This window comes from Bradyrhizobium sp. SZCCHNS1050 (assembly GCF_032484785.1).
In the GTDB taxonomy this organism is placed as follows: domain Bacteria; phylum Pseudomonadota; class Alphaproteobacteria; order Rhizobiales; family Xanthobacteraceae; genus Bradyrhizobium.
This window is the reverse complement of sequence record NZ_JAUETR010000001.1, coordinates 4,809,218-4,826,979: the sequence shown is the minus strand read 5'-3', so window position 1 is coordinate 4,826,979 and position 17,762 is coordinate 4,809,218. Positions and strand designations below refer to the sequence as shown.

15 protein-coding genes are annotated in these 17,762 nt (G+C 65.3%); 4 read left to right on the top strand and 11 right to left on the bottom strand.

Annotation, left to right across the window (positions count from 1 at the left end; translation table 11 throughout):
- The first annotated feature begins 221 nt into the window (after positions 1-221).
- Both QX094_RS21775 and QX094_RS21770 read left to right on the top strand, forming a co-directional pair.
- The gene (locus QX094_RS21775) at positions 222-1,115 is read left to right on the top strand and encodes a hypothetical protein (protein WP_316183779.1); all 894 of its coding nucleotides are present in this window, start codon (positions 222-224) and stop codon (positions 1,113-1,115) included.
- Between the two features lie 152 nt (positions 1,116-1,267).
- The gene (locus QX094_RS21770) at positions 1,268-3,613 is read left to right on the top strand and encodes an ABC transporter substrate-binding protein (RefSeq protein WP_316188217.1); all 2,346 of its coding nucleotides are present in this window, start codon (positions 1,268-1,270) and stop codon (positions 3,611-3,613) included.
- A gap of 4 nt (positions 3,614-3,617) precedes the next feature.
- Here the strand turns inward: QX094_RS21770 and QX094_RS21765 are convergent, their stop codons facing one another.
- From QX094_RS21765 to QX094_RS21755, 3 genes are all read right to left on the bottom strand, one after another.
- Positions 3,618-5,099, bottom strand: a complete 1,482-nt coding sequence (locus tag QX094_RS21765) for a cell wall hydrolase (protein ID WP_316188120.1) — start codon at positions 5,097-5,099, stop codon at positions 3,618-3,620.
- Positions 5,100-5,537: 438 nt separating this feature from the next.
- Entirely contained in the window at positions 5,538-8,501 is a 2,964-nt protein-coding gene (ppdK, locus tag QX094_RS21760) for a pyruvate, phosphate dikinase (RefSeq protein ID WP_315826960.1), read from the bottom strand.
- 106 nt (positions 8,502-8,607) lie between these two features.
- Positions 8,608-8,763, bottom strand: a complete 156-nt coding sequence (locus QX094_RS21755) for a DUF3096 domain-containing protein (protein WP_012042558.1) — start codon at positions 8,761-8,763, stop codon at positions 8,608-8,610.
- A gap of 248 nt (positions 8,764-9,011) precedes the next feature.
- Here QX094_RS21755 and QX094_RS21750 point away from each other — a divergent pair, with 248 nt between their 5' ends.
- Complete coding sequence (locus QX094_RS21750; RefSeq protein ID WP_315717233.1) at positions 9,012-9,365, top strand: DUF1236 domain-containing protein; 354 nt, start codon at positions 9,012-9,014, stop codon at positions 9,363-9,365.
- Positions 9,366-9,535: 170 nt separating this feature from the next.
- On the opposite strand, the gene QX094_RS21745 is transcribed toward QX094_RS21750, so the two are convergent.
- The 8 genes from QX094_RS21745 to QX094_RS21710 all read right to left on the bottom strand — a co-directional run bounded on the left by QX094_RS21745 (position 9,536) and on the right by QX094_RS21710 (position 16,570).
- Positions 9,536-10,129, bottom strand: a complete 594-nt coding sequence (locus tag QX094_RS21745; RefSeq protein WP_316183781.1) for a class I SAM-dependent methyltransferase — start codon at positions 10,127-10,129, stop codon at positions 9,536-9,538.
- Positions 10,130-10,131: 2 nt separating this feature from the next.
- Positions 10,132-12,339: a glycine--tRNA ligase subunit beta gene (glyS, locus tag QX094_RS21740; RefSeq protein WP_315717235.1), complete on the bottom strand. Its 2,208-nt coding sequence runs from the start codon at positions 12,337-12,339 to the stop codon at positions 10,132-10,134.
- The gene (locus QX094_RS21735) at positions 12,332-12,775 is read right to left on the bottom strand and encodes an endonuclease domain-containing protein (RefSeq protein WP_315717236.1); all 444 of its coding nucleotides are present in this window, start codon (positions 12,773-12,775) and stop codon (positions 12,332-12,334) included. Before QX094_RS21735 ends, glyS begins: the two co-directional genes overlap by 8 nt.
- Positions 12,776-13,055: 280 nt before the next feature.
- Entirely contained in the window at positions 13,056-14,015 is a 960-nt protein-coding gene (locus QX094_RS21730) for a glycine--tRNA ligase subunit alpha (protein WP_316183782.1), read from the bottom strand.
- Positions 14,016-14,143: 128 nt separating this feature from the next.
- A complete protein-coding gene (locus QX094_RS21725) occupies positions 14,144-14,335 on the bottom strand; it encodes a hypothetical protein (RefSeq protein ID WP_315717238.1) in 192 nt (63 codons plus the stop codon).
- Between the two features lie 105 nt (positions 14,336-14,440).
- Positions 14,441-15,343 carry a S49 family peptidase gene (locus QX094_RS21720; protein WP_316188119.1) on the bottom strand — a complete coding sequence of 301 codons (903 nt, stop codon included), beginning with the start codon at positions 15,341-15,343 and terminating at the stop codon, positions 14,441-14,443.
- 242 nt (positions 15,344-15,585) lie between these two features.
- Complete coding sequence (locus QX094_RS21715) at positions 15,586-16,350, bottom strand: tRNA1(Val) (adenine(37)-N6)-methyltransferase (protein WP_316183830.1); 765 nt, start codon at positions 16,348-16,350, stop codon at positions 15,586-15,588.
- Positions 16,343-16,570 carry a DUF2007 domain-containing protein gene (locus QX094_RS21710; protein WP_006613556.1) on the bottom strand — a complete coding sequence of 76 codons (228 nt, stop codon included), beginning with the start codon at positions 16,568-16,570 and terminating at the stop codon, positions 16,343-16,345. Before QX094_RS21710 ends, QX094_RS21715 begins: the two co-directional genes overlap by 8 nt.
- A 153-nt stretch (positions 16,571-16,723) precedes the next feature.
- On the opposite strand from QX094_RS21710, the gene QX094_RS21705 reads away from it, so the two are divergent.
- Complete coding sequence (locus tag QX094_RS21705) at positions 16,724-17,734, top strand: polyprenyl synthetase family protein (RefSeq protein ID WP_315717243.1); 1,011 nt, start codon at positions 16,724-16,726, stop codon at positions 17,732-17,734.
- The last annotated feature ends 28 nt before the right edge of the window (positions 17,735-17,762 follow it).

The window sequence follows — 17,762 nt, the reverse complement described above, 5'->3', positions numbered from 1 at the left end:
AGCGGTGCTCAAGTAGTAGCGCGCGTTTTGTCCGTCCTGCTGACGAGGAAATGGGAATTCACGGCTGCCAGATCGCCGATTCACCGCTTGGCATGGCCATAGATTCGGTCATCGGTCTCGCCGCCGATTTGGAAGCCGAGTCGCCGAGCAGAAAGGCGCCAAACGGTCCAGGGAGTGTTGCGGGGCGACGCGAGGGCGCGTGTCCGCAGGAGTAGTTGAGGATGAGTTCCTTATTGCGGAGTAGCGGATCGCGGATCACCGTGGGTGATGCGCAGAGCGAACGTTGGCGCCCGGCAAAGCCTGCCGCTTTGTCCAACAGCCTCGCGCATGCGACGTCTGAGCCTGATGAGGATGCGGCCACCGATCTCTCCCGGCCGTGGTGGCAAACCGCTTCAGCGGTTGACGACGCGCCGATGCCAATGGCGCCAGCAGAAGCGGACCGATCCTGGCAGATCCCTTCACTCGATCCCGTCGTGATGCCTCCACCTCCGCCCGAACGGCTCGAATTCGATTCTGTTTTCCGGTTCGGTGCCGCAGCGGCCGCGCTTGCGTGCCTCGCGTTCTTTGCGGTGCGCATCATGCAGGCTCCGAACATTGAAACAGTTACGAAGTCTGAAGCGACCGCTTCATCGTCTCCCCGAAACTTCGGGACAGCGGGGAAATCGAAATCCGATGACGGCCAAGCATCGCTGGACGCCGCGGCGCACACGATCGGACGGGCCGATTCGATCTTGGCGTCGATCCCGATCGTCAAGCCGGCTCCGGGCGGAGGCGAGACCCCGCAGTCAATTCCGCCGAAAGCATCTCGGACCATCGCGACCAGGAGCCCTGCACCGGCGGCCGCGTCTGCGCTGACCAAGAACGAGATCAGCGAAATGCTGAAGCGCGGACGCGATCTCATCGGCGCGGGCGACGTTGCGAGTGCCCGCCTGATCCTGGCGCATGTCGCGGAAGCGGACGCCGAAGCATCACTGACGCTGGCCGGCACCTATGACCCCGCGATCTTGTCCAACCTGAAAGCCGTTGGCGTCGCGCCCGATCCGGCCAAGGCCCGCGCCTGGTACGCGAGAGCCGCCGAACTCGGGTCACTCGAGGCTCGACGGCGGCTCGAGTGACCCGGGCTTCGAAACCGGGTGATCCAGCGCGGTCTCACGCCGGTCGCTGCGCAGGAATTGCGGCGGGGCGCGGACCGCCGGATCCTGGTCGATGGTGTCGTGCGGGCGACGCGCGTCCCCGCAAAGTGTTGTGTTGCGTGATGAGGTCCATGATGGGAATGTTTGATCGTCTGTTGCAATCGGCCTTGTCGTCGGCGCCCCGTGGTCCTTGGCTGCTTGGCGCGCCGGGTTCTCCGACCGTGGCGTTGCTCCTCGTGCTTGCCGCCGTGCCAGGCCTGGCGCGTGCTGCCGAGGGCGAGATCCGGATCGGCAATACGACGCCCTACAGCGGGCCGGCGGCCGCCTACGGCAGCGTGAGCAAGGTCATCTCCGCCTATTTCCAGAAGGTGAATGACGAGGGCGGGATCAGGGGCCGCAAGATCACCTACATCTCCTATGACGACGGCTATAATCCGCAGAAGACGATGGAGCTGACACGACGGCTGGTGGAGGAAGACAAGGTCGACGTCATCTTTGCGAGCGTTGGAACAGCGACCAGCGCGGCGGTGCGGCCTTATCTCAACGCGAACAGGATACCGCAATTGTTCGTCGGCTCCGGCGCCTCGATCTGGGATCAGCCTCGCGACTATCCTTGGACCATGGGAGCGCAACCCAGCTACCAGATTGAAGCTCATATTCACGCGCAATATCTGCTCGAGCAACATGCCGGTGGCGCGCGCATCGGTGTGCTTTATCAAGACGACGAGTTCGGCAAGGACTATCTGAAGGGTTTGAAGGACGGGCTCGGCGGCAAGCTGCCGATCGTCGCGGAAGCGGCTTACGCGGTCACCGATGCCGACATCAATCAGCAGATCGCGAAGCTGAAGACCGCCGGAGCCAACATCCTGGTCGACGTCAGCACCCCGAAATTCACGGTGCTCGCGATCCGCCGCCTCGCCGAGCTCGGCTGGAGACCCGAGCACATCATCCCCACGGTTTCGGATTCGGTTGCCACCGTGCTGCAGCCTGCAGGCCTGCAGAACGCGGAAGGACTGCTTTCCGCCACCATCCTGTACGAGGGCGGTGTGCAGGGCGGCGATCCCGGCTTCGCCGAGTGGTCCGCGTTCATGGATCGCTACGCGCCTGCAATCAGCAAGAACAACAGCTTGGGAATCGTGGGCTACGCGCTTGCCAACCTGATGGTTGCGGTCCTGCGCAATTGCGGCGACGACTTCTCCCGCGACAACATCATGAGGCAGGCGCGTTCCTTGAAGGGGACGCCAATTCCCATGTTGATTCCCGGGATCGTCGCCAATACCAGCGCCAGCGACCACGCGCCGATCGAGCAGATGCAGATGAAGCGTTTCGTCGATGGCCATTGGGAACGGTTTGGGCCGGTGCGCAGCGGAATCGACCCGGGTGCGGTCAGCGATTCCTTCAAGGCGATCTTCCGCTATGCCTCGGCCAAGCGCGATCTCGCGAGCCAGCTCAACGCCAATACGGTGAGCCTGATGACGGGCTCGTATGGCAGCACCTATTCCCAGATGGGCGCCGACGTCGCCTCGGTCCTCAATGACGGCATCAACCTGCGGGTCATGCCGGTCCTCGGCAGCGGCTCGGTTCAGGCGGTGGCCGACATCCTCATGCTCAAGGGCGTCGACGTGGGAATCGTGCGCAAGGACACGCTGTCCTATCTCGAACGCAAGGACTTCGCGAGCAACATCCGCAATCAGCTCGTCTACGTCACCAAGATGTTCAACGAGGAAATGCATGTTCTGGCACCGCGATCGATCCGCACCATGCGGGAGCTCGACGGCAAGACCGTTGCGGTCGACCTGCCGGACGGCAGCACCTTCGTGACCGCGATCAACGTGTTCGAGCGGCTCGCGATCAAGCCGCATCTGCTCTATATCGAGCCGCGCATCGCGCTCGAAATGTTGCGCAAGGGGGAGATCGACGCGATGATTGCGGTCGACGGCAAGCCGGTGCCCTGGCTCAGCCAGATCACGGATGCCAATCTGCATCTCGTCCCGGTCGGCTACGACAAGACCTTGCGCGAGGATTACCTTCCATCCAAGCTCACCGCGGACGACTACCCCAACCTGATCTCCAATTCCGAGTCGGTGGAAACGATCGCAGCAGAGGCAATCCTGGCGTCGTATAATTGGCAGCCGGGAAGCGACCGCGATCGCCGGCTGTCGCTGCTGGTCGAGTCGCTGTTCTCGCGCATGTCGCAGCTGCAGCGGCCTCCCTTCCATCCGAAATGGCAGGAGATGGCGCCGCGCGCGCCGGTCGCCGGCTGGACCAGGTTCCGGGCCGCGCAGGAATGGCTCGATGGGACGACACGGATTCCGGCGGCCACTACGGCCACCGTTAGACCGTCGAAGCCGGTCGCGGCCGCCGCACCGTCCCCGCGCATTCCTGTCACGGCAAAGCCGACGGCCGCAACGCCGCCGGACCAGGCGCGCCAGACCGAGTTGTATCGCCGCTTTCTCGAGTGGAATGCGACGCGTCGCTAGATGATTAGCGCCGCGTCCAGTTCGGATTGCTCTCGGCCTCGCTCTTGGCGGCCTCGGTGAGCTCGGCCGAAATGGCCGCGGTCTGCTGCGGCGTGCCCCAGCTCGGCGCGTCGCTGCCGTCGCCCCATTTCTTCGGCCGGTAGAAGGTGTGAACGCCGAACTTGTACATGCGCTTCATCTCGGCGACCCAGGACGGCCGCACCCAATAGGCATGATAGTGGGTCGACTTGCCCACCTCCGGCAGCCAGATCAGCCCGTCCAGCATGGCCTTCGCGATCTTCCTGGCGCGATCCCACATCTCGGGCTCGCGGATCACATCCGGATTGTTGTCGCAGGCGAAGGTGAACTGGCAGGCGAAGTGGCGGTATTTGTTCTGGTAGACGACGCCGCACACCGTCGTCGGATAATAGCCGGAGAACGCTCGGTTCAGCACGACCTGCGCCACGGCCATCTGGCCGCGCACCGCCTCGCCGCGGGATTCGAAATAGACTGCTTCGGCAAGACACTTCTCGGACTTGAAGCGCGCCTTCTCGTCCGTGAGCCCCAACCGTTCGGCCGGAGTCCTGTCGCGCTGATTGTCGGCATTGACCTCGCCCTTCGGCGCGATGCTCTCGCCGCCATCGCCGGCCTTGGCAGCATCGTCGGCCGGATGTGACAGCACCGCCATCGGCTTGAGGTCCGGATCCGGCATCACGATCAGTGGCGCCTCGCCCGGCAGCCATGTCTCCATGGTGCCGGCAGCACCGCCCAGCGACGACGTGCCGAAATAGAGGTTGGACGTCTTGATGGTGAGGCCGTCATAGCTGACGGCGCCGTCCACCCGGATTTGATCGGCTGCAGGCTTCAGTTCGCCCGATGGCTGGATCTCGGACTTCGCCGCGTCGTACTGCACAAGCGGCGGCGCGCTCAGCGCCTCCTGCAATTCGGGATCGAGTGCAGAACGCTGCGGGAGCGGCTCCTGCGCCGGCGCTTCCGTCGTCTTGGCGCCGAACACCGAGGAATTCGAATCCGGTTGTGTCGATGGCGTGGGTGCGGGCTCGGAGGGCGCGGGCTCGACGGGCGCGGCCGATTCGGTCGGCTGCGCCGACGGCGTCGGGGGACGCACGACGAGACGATCGCCCTTCAGCGTGCGATCGACCTTGGGAAAATCGGAGGCCTGATAGCGCGGCGGAACCTGCAGCGCCGGATTGCGCGGCGTCGATCCGGTGATGTCGAGATCGCGCCCATCGAGGCTTGCGAGGCGGATGCTCACCGCCTGCGGCGCCGAGGTTCCGATCGGACGACCGAAACTATAGGTGGCGAGCTGAATGGAGGCCGCAGCCGAGAACACACGCTTCTGCCAGCGTTCGGCGACGCCCGGCTGGCGGGCGAGCAGAGAGGCGATGTCTTGATACCCGGTCTCTGTCGGCATCAGAGCGAAGACGCAGAGACCGAGTCCGAAGGACGCAAATCGCGCGCCCTTCGGATCGGGACGCAGAACTAACATCGATACGCTCAACGCAACGCTTACTGGATCGACCGAACAACAGTGCTTCCGTGCAATTCGATCTTCTCTCTTCGTATCGGGTTTAGGTTGCCGAGGAGTTAATCCGCGTTGCAATTGTGAAACAGGCAAGCGGGGAAGTTGCAGAGCGCCGAGCGATCGAGATGCTTGGTAAACAGCGCACCGACGAGAACGGGTGAACATTCAGTCAACAGATGCGGTGAATGAAAATCATCTGCACATCATGAGGCGGAGTGTTCCATCGGCCTGCGACGTTCGCTCTCTCCACTCGTCATTCCGGAGCGCCCCCGGCATGGCGGCAGTGGTGGAGAAGAAGTGCACCTTGCGTCACGTGCGCGCAGCATCGCGACGAACCCTCACCAATGAAAAAGGCCGGCAACATGTGCCGGCCTTCGTCAGATCAGATCGATCGCAGCAGGATCAGGCCTGGCTCGCGATCTCCTTGCCGAGCGCGGACTGCGCAGCGGCCAGGCGGGCGATCGGCACGCGGTAGGGCGAGCACGACACGTAGTTCATGCCGACCTTGTGGCAGAACGCCACCGAGGCGGGATCGCCGCCATGCTCGCCGCAGATGCCGACCTTGAGGTTGGGTCGCGTGGCGCGGCCGCGCTCGACGCCGATCTTGACCAGCTCGCCGACGCCCTCGCGGTCGATCGAGATGAACGGATCGATCTCGAGGATGCCCTTGGCGACGTAGGCGCCGAGGAAGCTGCCGGCGTCGTCGCGGCTGATGCCGTAGGTCGTCTGCGTCAGGTCGTTGGTGCCGAACGAGAAGAACTCGGCGGCCTCGGCGATCTGGCCGGCCATCAGGGCTGCGCGCGGCAGCTCGATCATGGTGCCGACCTGATACTCCAGCTTGGCGCCGGTCTCGCGGATCACGGCCTGCGCCATCGCGTCGATGCGCGCCTTGACCAGGTCGAACTCGGCCTTGGTCGCGATCAGCGGCACCATAACCTCGAGGCCGACGGCCTCGCCGGTGCGCTTCTCGGCCTCGACCGCGGCCTCGAAGATCGCGCGCGCCTGCATCTCGGCGATCTCCGGATAGGCGATCGCCAGACGGCAGCCGCGGAAGCCGAGCATCGGGTTGAACTCCGACAGCTCGCGAGCGCGATCGGCCAGGCGGCGCGGATCGGTGTTCATCGCGCGGGCGACTTCCTCGACCTCGGCCTGGGTGTGCGGCAGGAACTCGTGCAGCGGCGGATCGAGCAGACGGATCGTGACGGGAAGCCCCTTCATGATCTCGAACAGCTCGACGAAGTCGGCGCGCTGCATCGGCAAGAGCTTGGCGAGCGCGGCGCGACGCTCCTGCTCATCCTCGGAGAGAATCATCTCGCGCACCGTGCGGATGCGGGTCTCCTCGAAGAACATGTGCTCGGTGCGGCACAGGCCGATGCCCTCGGCGCCGAACTTGATGGCGGTGCGCGCATCCTCCGGCGTGTCGGCGTTGACGCGCACGCCGGTCTCGCGCACGGCGTCCGCCCAGCCCATCAGGGTGCCGAACTCGCCGGACAGCTCCGGCTCGATCATCGGCATGCGGCCCGCGAGCACCTGGCCGACCGAGCCGTCGATGGTGATCACGTCGCCGGTCTTGAAGGTGCGCCCGCCGATGCTCATCGTGCCGCGGCCGTAGTCGACGCGGATGGTGCCGCAGCCGGAGACGCAGGGCTTGCCCATGCCGCGCGCGACGACGGCGGCGTGCGAGGTCATGCCGCCGCGCGTGGTCAGGATGCCCTCGGCAGCATGCATGCCGTGGATGTCCTCCGGCGAAGTCTCGATACGGACCAGGATGACCTTGCGACCGTCGGCCTGCAGCTTGGTGGCCTCGTCCGAGGAGAACACGATCTCGCCCGATGCCGCACCGGGCGAGGCCGGCAGGCCGGTCGCGACCACGTCGCGCTTGGCGGCGGGATCGATGGTCGGGTGCAGGAGCTGATCGAGCGAGGCCGGGTCGACGCGGAGCACGGCGTCGTTCTCCGAAATCAGGCCCTCATTGGCGAGTTCGACCGCGATGCGCAGCGCCGCCTTGGCGGTGCGCTTGCCGCTGCGGGTCTGCAGCATCCACAGCTTGCCGCGCTCGACCGTGAACTCCATGTCCTGCATGTCACGGTAGTGCTTCTCGAGCAGCGTGTAGATCCGCGTCAGCTCCTTGAACGCGTCGGGCATCGCGACTTCCATCGACGGCTTGTCGGAGCCGGACTCGACGCGGGCGTCCTCGGTGATGTCCTGCGGGGTGCGGATGCCGGCGACGACGTCCTCGCCCTGCGCGTTGATCAGGAACTCGCCGTAGAGCTTGCTCTCGCCGGTCGAGGGATTGCGGGTGAAGGCGACGCCGGTGGCCGAGGTGTCGCCCATGTTGCCGAACACCATGGCCTGGACGTTGACGGCGGTGCCCCAGGATTCCGGGATGTCGTGCAGCTTGCGATAGGTCACCGCGCGCGCGTTCATCCAGGATGAGAACACCGCGCCGATGGCACCCCAAAGCTGGTCGTGCGGGTCCTGCGGGAAGTCCTTGCCGGTCTCGTGGGCGACGGCGTCCTTGTACTTGCCGACCAGCATCTCCCAATCCTCGGAGCTCAGGTCGGTGTCGAGCTGATAGCCCTGGGTGTCCTTGAAGCTGTCGAGGATGTCCTCGAAATGATGGTGCTCGAAGCCGAGCACGACATCCGAATACATCGTGATGAAACGGCGATAGCTGTCGAAGGCGAAGCGGCGGTCGCCGGACAGCTGTGCCAGCGCTTCCACCGTCTGGTCGTTGAGGCCGAGATTGAGCACGGTGTCCATCATGCCCGGCATCGAGGCGCGGGCGCCGGAGCGCACCGAGACCAGCAGCGGGTTCTCCGGATCGCCGAATTTCTTGCCGGTCAATTTGCCGATGTAGTCGAGCGCCTTGTCGACCTGCGACTGCAGCTCCTTCGGGTAGGTCTTGTCGTTGGCGTAGAAGTAGGTGCAGACCGAGGTCGGGATGGTGAAGCCCGGAGGCACCGGCAGGCCGAGATTGGCCATCTCGGCCAGATTGGCGCCCTTGCCGCCGAGCAGGTCGCGCAGGCCGGCCTTACCTTCGGCCTTGCCGTCACCGAAGGTGTAGACCCACTTGTTCGGCTTGATCGCGGTGACCGCGCTCTTGGCCGGGGCCTTGGCAGCCGACGCCTTCGCGGCCTTGGCGACCGGCTTGGCAGCCGTTTTGGCCGGCTTCTTCGGAGCGGTTTTCACTGGCGCTTTCGGTGCAGACCTGGGCGCGACCTTGGCCGGGGCCTTGGCCACGGGCTTCGACGCCGTCTTGAGCGCCTTGCGCGGTGGAGCGAGTGCTGCGGTCTTGGCCTTGCCGGGCTTGGAAGGCTTTGATTTCGCTGTAACTTTCTTAGACTTCGCTACCGCTTTGGCCATGAGGTGCTTCGATCCGCAAATGGGAGGAGAAATCGCGCGCCTTACACCACTTTGGGCGCTGCGGCGCAAGCTCGGGGGTTCCCGACCTTGGGACTAGAACCTGGGACTAGAAGTGGAGCCACTTCAGCAGGCCCATGCCGATCAGGCCGTTCAGGATGAGGAAGATCGCGACGATCAGGTTCAAGAGGCGCGGCATGATCAGGATCAGGACGCCGGCGATCACGGACATGATCGGCGAGATATGGGCAACGGTCAGGGTCATCGACGAGCTCTGAATGATTGAAGGACGAGGCTGGGGCGATTCGATTTGGCCGGACTTTATCCTGGCCCATCGTGGCGGAATAGGAGACGCAGGGCACGAGTTCCGGTTCCCCCACCGCTGGATCTGCCGCAAAAATGCCGCCGGTTCCACGTGGCGTTGCGCGGAACGATGATCTGTTGCCGGCATTGGGAGCAGATGCCGGCGCGCGCCGGTCTCTCTCAGCGATCAACAGCTCAGGAGTCCCGTCCATGCGAACCCATCTCACCCTTGCCGCCCTCGTGGCCGCACTCGTGATTCCGGCGGCCGCACAGGCGCAATCCTACACCACGGGCGTCGGCCGCAGCGTCGTGGTCGAGGAGGACGCTCCAGTGATCACGGTCGAGCGACGGCCGGAGTTTCGCGAATATGTCGTCCGCGAGCGTGTTCCCAACTATGTGATCCCCGATCGCGTCGTTGTTGGCACCGTGCTGCCAGAGTCCGGTGTTACATATTACGACGTCCCGCAGCGCTTCGGTGCGACACCTTACCGTTACACCGTGGTCAACGGCGAAACTGTTCTGGTCGAACCGCGATCCCGGCGGATCATTCAGGTTGTTGAGTAGTTATAGAGCTGCATTTGGTCGCCAACGCCCCCGCAAGCGGCCAGATGTGAAAGGCCCTGCCCGGTTCCCCCCGCCGGGTGGGGCTTACTTTTTTCGCCGTCATCGCAAGCGTCGCGACGCGATCCAGGGCGACCGACGCCGCGTGCTGTGAGCCAGGGCGCACTTTGCGCTCAGGCAGCCGTCTTCACCACCAGGCGATGGATGACCTTGCCCGAGGAGGCACTGACCACCTCCTCATCGAGCAGGCTCGTGTCAGCTGCGAAGAGTGCGCGGATGGTTGCGAGGTCGACCACCGCATAGAGCCGGCCGTGGGCATCGCGCTGATCGGCCTGCTCCGTCACCCGCCAGCTCAGATACAGGACGCCACCGGGCTTCGTGATCGCGCGCATCCGCCGCACCGACGGCACCACGTCGCTGCGATCGAGATGCATCAGCACGGTCTCGCACAGCACGTTGTCGAAGCTTGCATCCGCGATATTGGCGAGAGCGGGCAGTTCGGCATGCGTGAACGACGCGTTCGGATAGCGCGTGCGCGCTTCAGCCAGCAGTCCCTCCGACGCGTCGAAACCTTCCGCAGGATACCCGTTGGCATTGAGCCAGCCGACCTCGCGGCCGCTGCCGCAGCCGATGTCCGCGGTGCGGCCACCGGACACGAAGAAGCGCCTGACGATGTCGTGGAGATCGGCCGACGCCGGCTGCGCATGCCAGTCGGCCGCGAACGCCGCCGCCTCACGGTCATAGGCAGCGAGCGTCGGCCGGTCCACTCTCAGCCCTCGATCTTGGAGAAGTCCGCGACCGCGCGCGTGGCGCTGCGGATTTCGTTCAGCAGCCTGAGCCGGTTTTCGCGGATCTTTGGATCGTCGTCGTTGACCTTCACCTTGTCGAAGAAGGCATCCACCGCCGGGCGCAGCTTCGCCATCGCGCGCATCGCGGCGGCGAAGTCCTCCTTGGCGACGGCAGCGCCCGCTTCCGCCGCAACCTCGCCGATCGCCTTCGCCAGCGCCTTCTCCTCGTCGAGCCTGTACAGCGCAGCATCCGGCGCGCCGTCGAACTTGCGCTTGTCCTTCTTCTCCTCGATCGCGAGGATATTGGACGCGCGCTTGGTGCCGGCAAGCAGGTTCTTGCCGTCGTCGCTGTCGAGGAATTTTCCGAGCGCCTCGACGCGGCGCACGACCATCAAGAGATCGTCCTGGCCGCCGAGCGCGAACACGGCATCGACGAGATCGTGGCGGGCGCCCTGCTCGCGCAGCTGCACCTTGAGGCGGTCGGCGAAGAAGGAGAGGAGGTTAACGGCCCTTTCATCCAAGAAGCGCCCACCGAAAGAAACCTCACTGCGGTGTCCGCCGCTAGCAATCGCTCCAACGGTGATACCAAGTTTTTTTGAGGCCTCGTCTCGAGCCTGTATATCCCGCATGATATTGGCGAGATCTATCTTCTCAAAAAGCGGACTAACAAGAGTACCAATGGATATGCGAAGATCGCTTTCCAAGACTAGCCTGATCACGCCCAGCGCCGCACGGCGCAGCGCATACGGATCCTTCGAGCCCGTCGGCTTCTCATCGATCGCCCAGAAGCCCACCAGCGTGTCGAGCTTGTCGGCCAGCGCCACCGCGACCGCGACCTTATCCGTCGGCACGCGATCACCCGGCCCCTGCGGCTTGTAGTGCTCCTCGCAGGCAGCGGCGACAGAGGCGTCCTCGCCCTGGGCCAGCGCGTAGTACTTGCCCATCAGCCCCTGCACTTCCGGAAACTCGCCGACGACCTCGGTCAGCAGGTCGGCCTTGGCGAGCTTCGCGGCACGCGCGGTCTTCGCGACATCAGCGCCGACCAGCGGCGCGATCTCGGCGGCGAGCTTCTCGATGCGCGCGATGCGCGCGGCCTGGGTCCCGAGCTTCTCGTGGAACACGATCTGCTCGAACTTCGGCAGCCGGTCCTCGAGCTTCGTCTTCAGGTCCGTCTCGTAGAAGAACTTCGCGTCCGACAGCCGCGCGCGGATGACGCGCTCGTTGCCGGCAATGATCGTCTTGCCGCTGTCGGTGGCCTCGATGTTGGCGGTCAGGATGAATTTCGGCGCCAGACCTCCCGTCTTGGGGTCGCGCACCACGAAGCATTTCTGGTTGTTGCGGATGGTGGCGCGGATCACCTCGCCGGGCACCTTGAGGTAGTCCGGATCGAACGAGCCCATCAGCACGACAGGCCATTCGACCAGGCCCGCGACCTCGTCGAGCAGCACGGGGTCCTCGACCAGCTCGAACCCTTGCGCGAACGCAAGCTGCTTGGCGTCGGTGACGATGGTGTCCTTGCGGCGGTCAGGATCGAGCACGACCTTGGCGTCGAGCAGCTTGGCCTCATAGTCCTCGAAGCGGCGCACCGAAATCGGCGACGGCGACATGAAGCGGTGGCCGAATGTTGTCTGGCCCGCCTCGATACCGTCGACGGCGAAGCTGACGACGTCCGGCTCCTCGGTCTCCAGGCCGAACGTGGCAGTGATCGCGTGCAGCGGCCGCACCCAGTTGAGCGCGCCCGGTCGCTCCGAGCGCTTGCCCCAGCGCATCGATTTCGGCCAGGGGAAGGTCCTGACGATCACCGGCAGCATCTCGGCGAGCACGTCGAGCGTGGCGCGGCCGGGCTTCTCGATCAGCGCGACGTAGAAGTCGCCCTTCTTCGGATCGCGCTGGATCGTGGCCTCCTCGATCGAGGACAGGCCGGTGGCCTTGAGGAAGCCTTGGATCGCGGCATCGGCGCCGCCGACGCGCGGACCCTTGCGCTCCTCCTTCAGGTCGGCCTGCCGCGCCGGGATGCCGTGCACGGTCAGCGCCAGCCGCCGCGGCGTCGCGAACGCCTTGGCCCCCTCATAGACGAGGCCCTCGGCGACGAGCTTGTCGGTCACCATGCGGCGCAGATCATCGGCCGCCTTGGCCTGCATGCGCGCGGGAATTTCTTCGGAGAACAGTTCGAGGAGAAGATCAGGCATGTCTCAGGTCTCTCTGCACGAAGAACCACCCTCCCCTGGAGGGGGGAGGGTCGCCTGCCAAGGGCAGGCGGGGTGGGGTGACCGCGATCTCCGTGTGATTGGCTTCGAGCACCGCCTCAGTCCTGGTCATAACGTCGTTGTTCCAAAATCGCAAAACGCGAAAGCCTTCCGAGTTGAGCCAGCGCGTCCGGGCCTCGTCGCGCTGGATGTTCGCATCCTCTCCGTGCTGCGAGCCGTCCACCTCGATGATGAGGCGACGGGCCAGGCAGGCAAAATCAGCAATATAGGGACCAATGACGACCTGTCGTCTGAAGTGAGTCCCTTCGATCTCAAGGCGCCGCAGGTGACGCCACAGAATGTCTTCGGCCGCCGTCGTGTTTTCGCGCAGCCGTTTCGCGGTTCGGCGTTTGAAGTCGCTGATCGGCCGTTTGCCCATCTGGCACCTTCACCCCACCCCGCTCGCTTCGCGAGCGCCCCTCCCCCTCCAGAGGAGGATGATCATGTCATCCAGCCACGAGCACAGGGCCCACCCTCCCCTGGAGGGGGAGGGTCGATTGCTCATGCGCAAGCATGAGCAATCGGGGTGGGGTGACAGTCTATCCATCATCAACAGTGTCCGAGCCGAGAGATCACCCCACCCCGGCACGCATCTCGCTTCGCTCGATCGCGTGCCGACCCTCCCCCTCCAGGGGAGGGTGAAGGGTCAGCCTTCGCGCTCAACCGGCTGACGCCAGCCCCGCCCCGCCCGCCTCCGTATGCAGCCAGGCCTCGCCGCAGGCCTTGGCGAGCTCGCGGACGCGCAGGATGTAGCTCTGGCGCTCGGTGACCGAGATGACGCCGCGGGCGTCGAGCAGGTTGAAGACGTGGCTGGCCTTGATGCACTGGTCGTAGGCCGGCAACGCCATCTGATGCTCCCGGCGGTTGCCCAGCTTTGAATTTTCTTGCCAGCCGGCGGCGAGATATTTGCGGCACGCGCCCTCGGCCATCTTGAACTGCTCGAACAGCATGTCGGTGTCGGCATGCTCGAAATTGTGCCGCGAATATTCCTGCTCGGCCTGCAGGAAGACGTCGCCATAGGTCACCTTGGCGTCGCCGTCGCGGCCGTTGAAGTTGAGGTCATAGACGCGGTCGACGCCCTGGACGTACATCGCCAGGCGCTCGAGGCCGTAGGTGAGCTCGCCCGCGACTGGCGCGCATTCGAAGCCCGCGACCTGCTGGAAATACGTGAACTGCGACACCTCCATGCCGTCGCACCAGCACTCCCAGCCGAGCCCCCACGCGCCCAGCGTCGGGCTCTCCCAATCGTCCTCGACGAAACGGATGTCGTGCACGGCGGCGTCGATGCCGATCGCGCCGAGCGACTTCAGGTACAGCTCCTGAAGGTTCGGCGGCGATGGCTTCATGATCACCTGGAACTGGTAGTAGTGCTGCATCCGGTTGGGGTTCTCGCCGTAGCGGCCGTCCTTCGGCCGCCGCGACGGCTGCACGTAGGCGGCATTCCACGGTTTCGGCCCGAGCGCGCGCAGGGTCGTCGCCGGGTGGAAGGTGCCTGCCCCCATCTCCATGTCGTAGGGCTGCAGGATCACGCAGCCCTGCTCGGCCCAGAACCGTTGCAGGGCCAGGATGAAGCCCTGGAACGAACGTTCGGGGCGCATGTGCGGAGGCAGCGAGTCCATCGTCGGTATCGGTCTTTCGCAGGCGTCGGAAAAGCGCGCGGACCGTATCGGCGGGGACATCAGGAATCAAGGCAATAGGGTCTCCGAACGGCGGCGACGTGCCGTCGTTCGAAGATCAGCGGCTCGCGTCAGCCCGGCCGGTAGGCGCCCGTGACGGGATCGCGGCGCAGAGTCTTGATCTCGGCGGCCTGTGCGGCCTCGGCGACGCGCGACAGCCGCGCCTCTTCGAGCTCGCGGTTGATCTTCTGCGCAGCCTTGTAGGCCCAGCGAACCACGGCAAGCCCGCCCAGCATACCCGCGAAAGCAACGAACGGCGGCATTGGTCGATCCTCGTTCATGAACAGAGCCACCCCGAATCCCATTGTCGCCGATCCCGGTTCCCCCCGCAATCCGGATTGCGAGGGGCGAAATGGCGCGCCCCCAGTCTAGAACCCAAAGCGGGCCCAGATCGCCCGGGTTTCGGCCGCGGAGATCACCTCCTCGGCCAGCCCCGTCCAGCCGAATCCCAGGCTGCCGGCGCCCGCGGCGCGGCGGCCGAGCAGACCCGACAACAGGCCGGACGCCGGCGCCACGACAGGCGTTGCAACCTTGTCGCCGAAGCGGGTGCGCAGGACGGCGCGGAGGTCGCCGATGGCGTCCGCCAGCCCCAGCGTGACGGCGCTGTCGCCGGCCCAGTACTCGCCGGTGAACAGCACATCGTCGGCGCCCTTCAGCCGGGTCGCGCGGCTCTCCTTGACCAGCGAGATGAACAGCGCGTGGATCTCGCGCTGGATCTTCTTCAGCCGCGCCACGTCGTCGGGATTCTCCGGCAGGAACGGATCGAGCATCGCCTTGTGCTCGCCGGCCGTATACAGCCGGCGCTCGATGCCGATCTTCTTGATCAGGTCCTGCAGCCCGAACGAGCCGCCGACCACGCCGATCGAACCGAGGATCGAGGACGGATCGCAGAAGATCTCGTCGCCGGCGCAGGCGATCATGTAGCCGCCGGAGGCCGCGACATCCTCGACGAACACGAGCACCGGCAGCTTCTTCTCCGCCGCGAGCTGACGGATGCGCAAGTAGATCTGGCGCGACTGCACCGGCGAGCCGCCGGGCGAATTGATCACCAGCGCCACCGCCTTGGCGTTGCGCATGGAGAAGGCGCGCTCCAGCACCTTGGCGACGCCCGCAAGCGTCAGGCCCGGCCGCAGCGGCGTCACCGCGCCGATCACGCCGGACAGGCGGACGACCGGTACCACCGGTACGCCGCGCAGCCGCGCCGGAAGCAGCGCCTTCAGCCGATCGAAGAGCCCGACTGCATCGCTGGGTTGTGTCAAATTGTCCACCATCCTGTTACCTCGGATTAACCACTTTTTATCGCGCCGCTGCCATTCAAAGGGCTGGAACGAGCCTTGCAATCTCCTGGGCAATCGCACGGCGAGCCAAGGTGCAGAGTGCGGCGGAGGAATACATGAAGGTCTACCTGTTGATGCTGCTGATCGGTACTCTATTGACTGCGATCCGGTTCACGACGGTAACCGAACGCCAGTCCGAAGCTCAGACGCAATAACGCCCGACCACGACCAACCGTTCAGGGGGTGCTCAAGGCCAGCGCCCCCTGCCCCGACAGCACCCGCACGGCCTCATCATTCGGCACGCCTGCCGCCTCATTCAGCACCACTCCGGCGAGAAGCTGGGTCGGCGCCCGCCCTCCCTTAACGGCCCTGACCAAGATACGGATTGCCGGCTTGCCGGCCTGGCCGTGAACCGGTTGAACGGCAAGACTGCCGAAGCCGCGCGCCAGCGCCGCGACAACCTCGCTCAGACCATCGGCCCGCCAGATCAAGGTCAGCACGCCACCGGATTTCAGCATCCGCCGCGCGGCATGCGTCCAGATCTCCAACGTCGTCGCCGTTGCCAGGTGCGCGGTCGCGCGCGCGGCGTCGGGCGAGGCACGGTGACGCGCGGCATCGTGGAACGGCGGATTCATCAGCACGACGTCGACACTGTCGGGCCCGAGCCCTGCGGCCGCGAAAGCGGCCGCGTCCGCGGCGACGTCCAGCACCACGACCTCCGCGGGCAAGGCATTGGCGCGTGCGTTGTCGCGCGCGAGGCGCGCCAGATCCGGCTCGCGCTCGACCAGCGTCAAGCCGAGACCGCCCACGCGCCGGGCCAAGGCCAGCCCGGCCGTCCCCACGCCGGCACCGAGATCGACCACGCGCTCGCCCGAACGCGCGGCCGTCGCCGCCGCCAGCAGGATTGCGTCGTGGCCGGCGCGATGGCCAGTCGTGGGCTGCCGCAGCCGCAATTGGCCGCCGAGCACGGCGTCCTCGGAGATGTCGACAGCGTCACTCATCAGGGCGCAGCTCATGCGCCAGACCGGCGTCGGTGAGAAGCCGCCGGGCCTGGAGATTGTCGTCCTCATGCACGAGGATCCGGCGCGGCAGGATGCCGAGCGAGCCCTCGATGATGCTCATGTTCTGATCGAGCACGAGGTGATGGATGTCGGCGCCGTCGAGCAGTGCCCCGATCGCCGAAACCAGCACGATATCATTGGTCCGAACCAATTCCTTCAATCGTTATGTCTCCATGCGGGCTTGGGTCAAGAAGGGCTTGGGTCAAGAAGGGCTTCGGTCAACCAGGCTTGGGTCAAGGTTCCGTGTCTGCCCTTGCCGCCTGCGGCCGCAGTTTCTATTGTCGTTTCGAGCATAGCAAAATCGGAGACCAGAGTGGCGGTTATCGTACCTTTCGAGAGTCCATCGGGAGCCTCCATCGATGGGCTGGTCGCGCTGGTCGCAGCCGACATGGAACGGGTCAACGCTACGATTTTGTCGCGCACCGGCTCGGACGTCACGATGATCCCGGAGGTCGCAAACCACCTGATCTCCTCCGGCGGCAAGCGGTTGCGACCGATGCTGACGCTGGCGATGGCGCATCTCACCGACTACACCGGCGACGGTCACGTCAAGCTCGCCGCGGCCGTCGAGTTCATGCACACGGCGACGCTGCTCCATGACGACGTGGTTGACGAGAGCGAAATGCGCCGCGGCAAATTGTCGGCGCGCATGCTGTGGGGCAACGAGGCCAGCGTGCTGGTCGGTGACTTCCTGCTCGGCCAGGCGTTCCGCATGATGGTCGAGGTCGGCTCGCTGCGCGCGCTCGACATTCTCTCGGCCGCCGCCGCCACGATTGCCGAGGGCGAGGTGATGCAGCTTGCCGCCGCCAAGAACACCGCAACCACCGAGGACGAATATCTCGCCGTGATCCGCGGCAAGACCGCCGAGCTGTTCGCCGCGGCCTGCGAGGTCGGGCCGGTGCTCGCCGATCGGCCCAAGGCCGAGCAGACCGCCTCGCGGTCCTTCGGCATGAATCTCGGCATCGCCTTCCAGCTCGTCGACGACGTGCTCGACTATGGCGGCAAGGCCGCCAAGCTCGGAAAGAATGTCGGCGACGATTTCCGCGAGGGCAAGATCACGCTGCCGGTGGTGCTGGCGTTCCGCCGCGGCAGCGACAGCGAGCGTGCCTTCTGGATCAAGGCGCTGGAGCGCGGCGAGATCAGCGATCACGATCTCGACCATGCGATCGGGCTGATGAATAAGCATCGCGCCTTGGAGGACACGATCAGCCGCGCGCATCACTACGGCGCCATGGCCGTCGACGCGCTGGCGCTGTTTCCGGCGTCACCGATGAAGACCGCGCTCGAGCAGGTGGTGGCGTTCTGTTTGGCCAGGTCGCATTAGTTGGTGAATCGGGGCCTGCCCTTCGTGA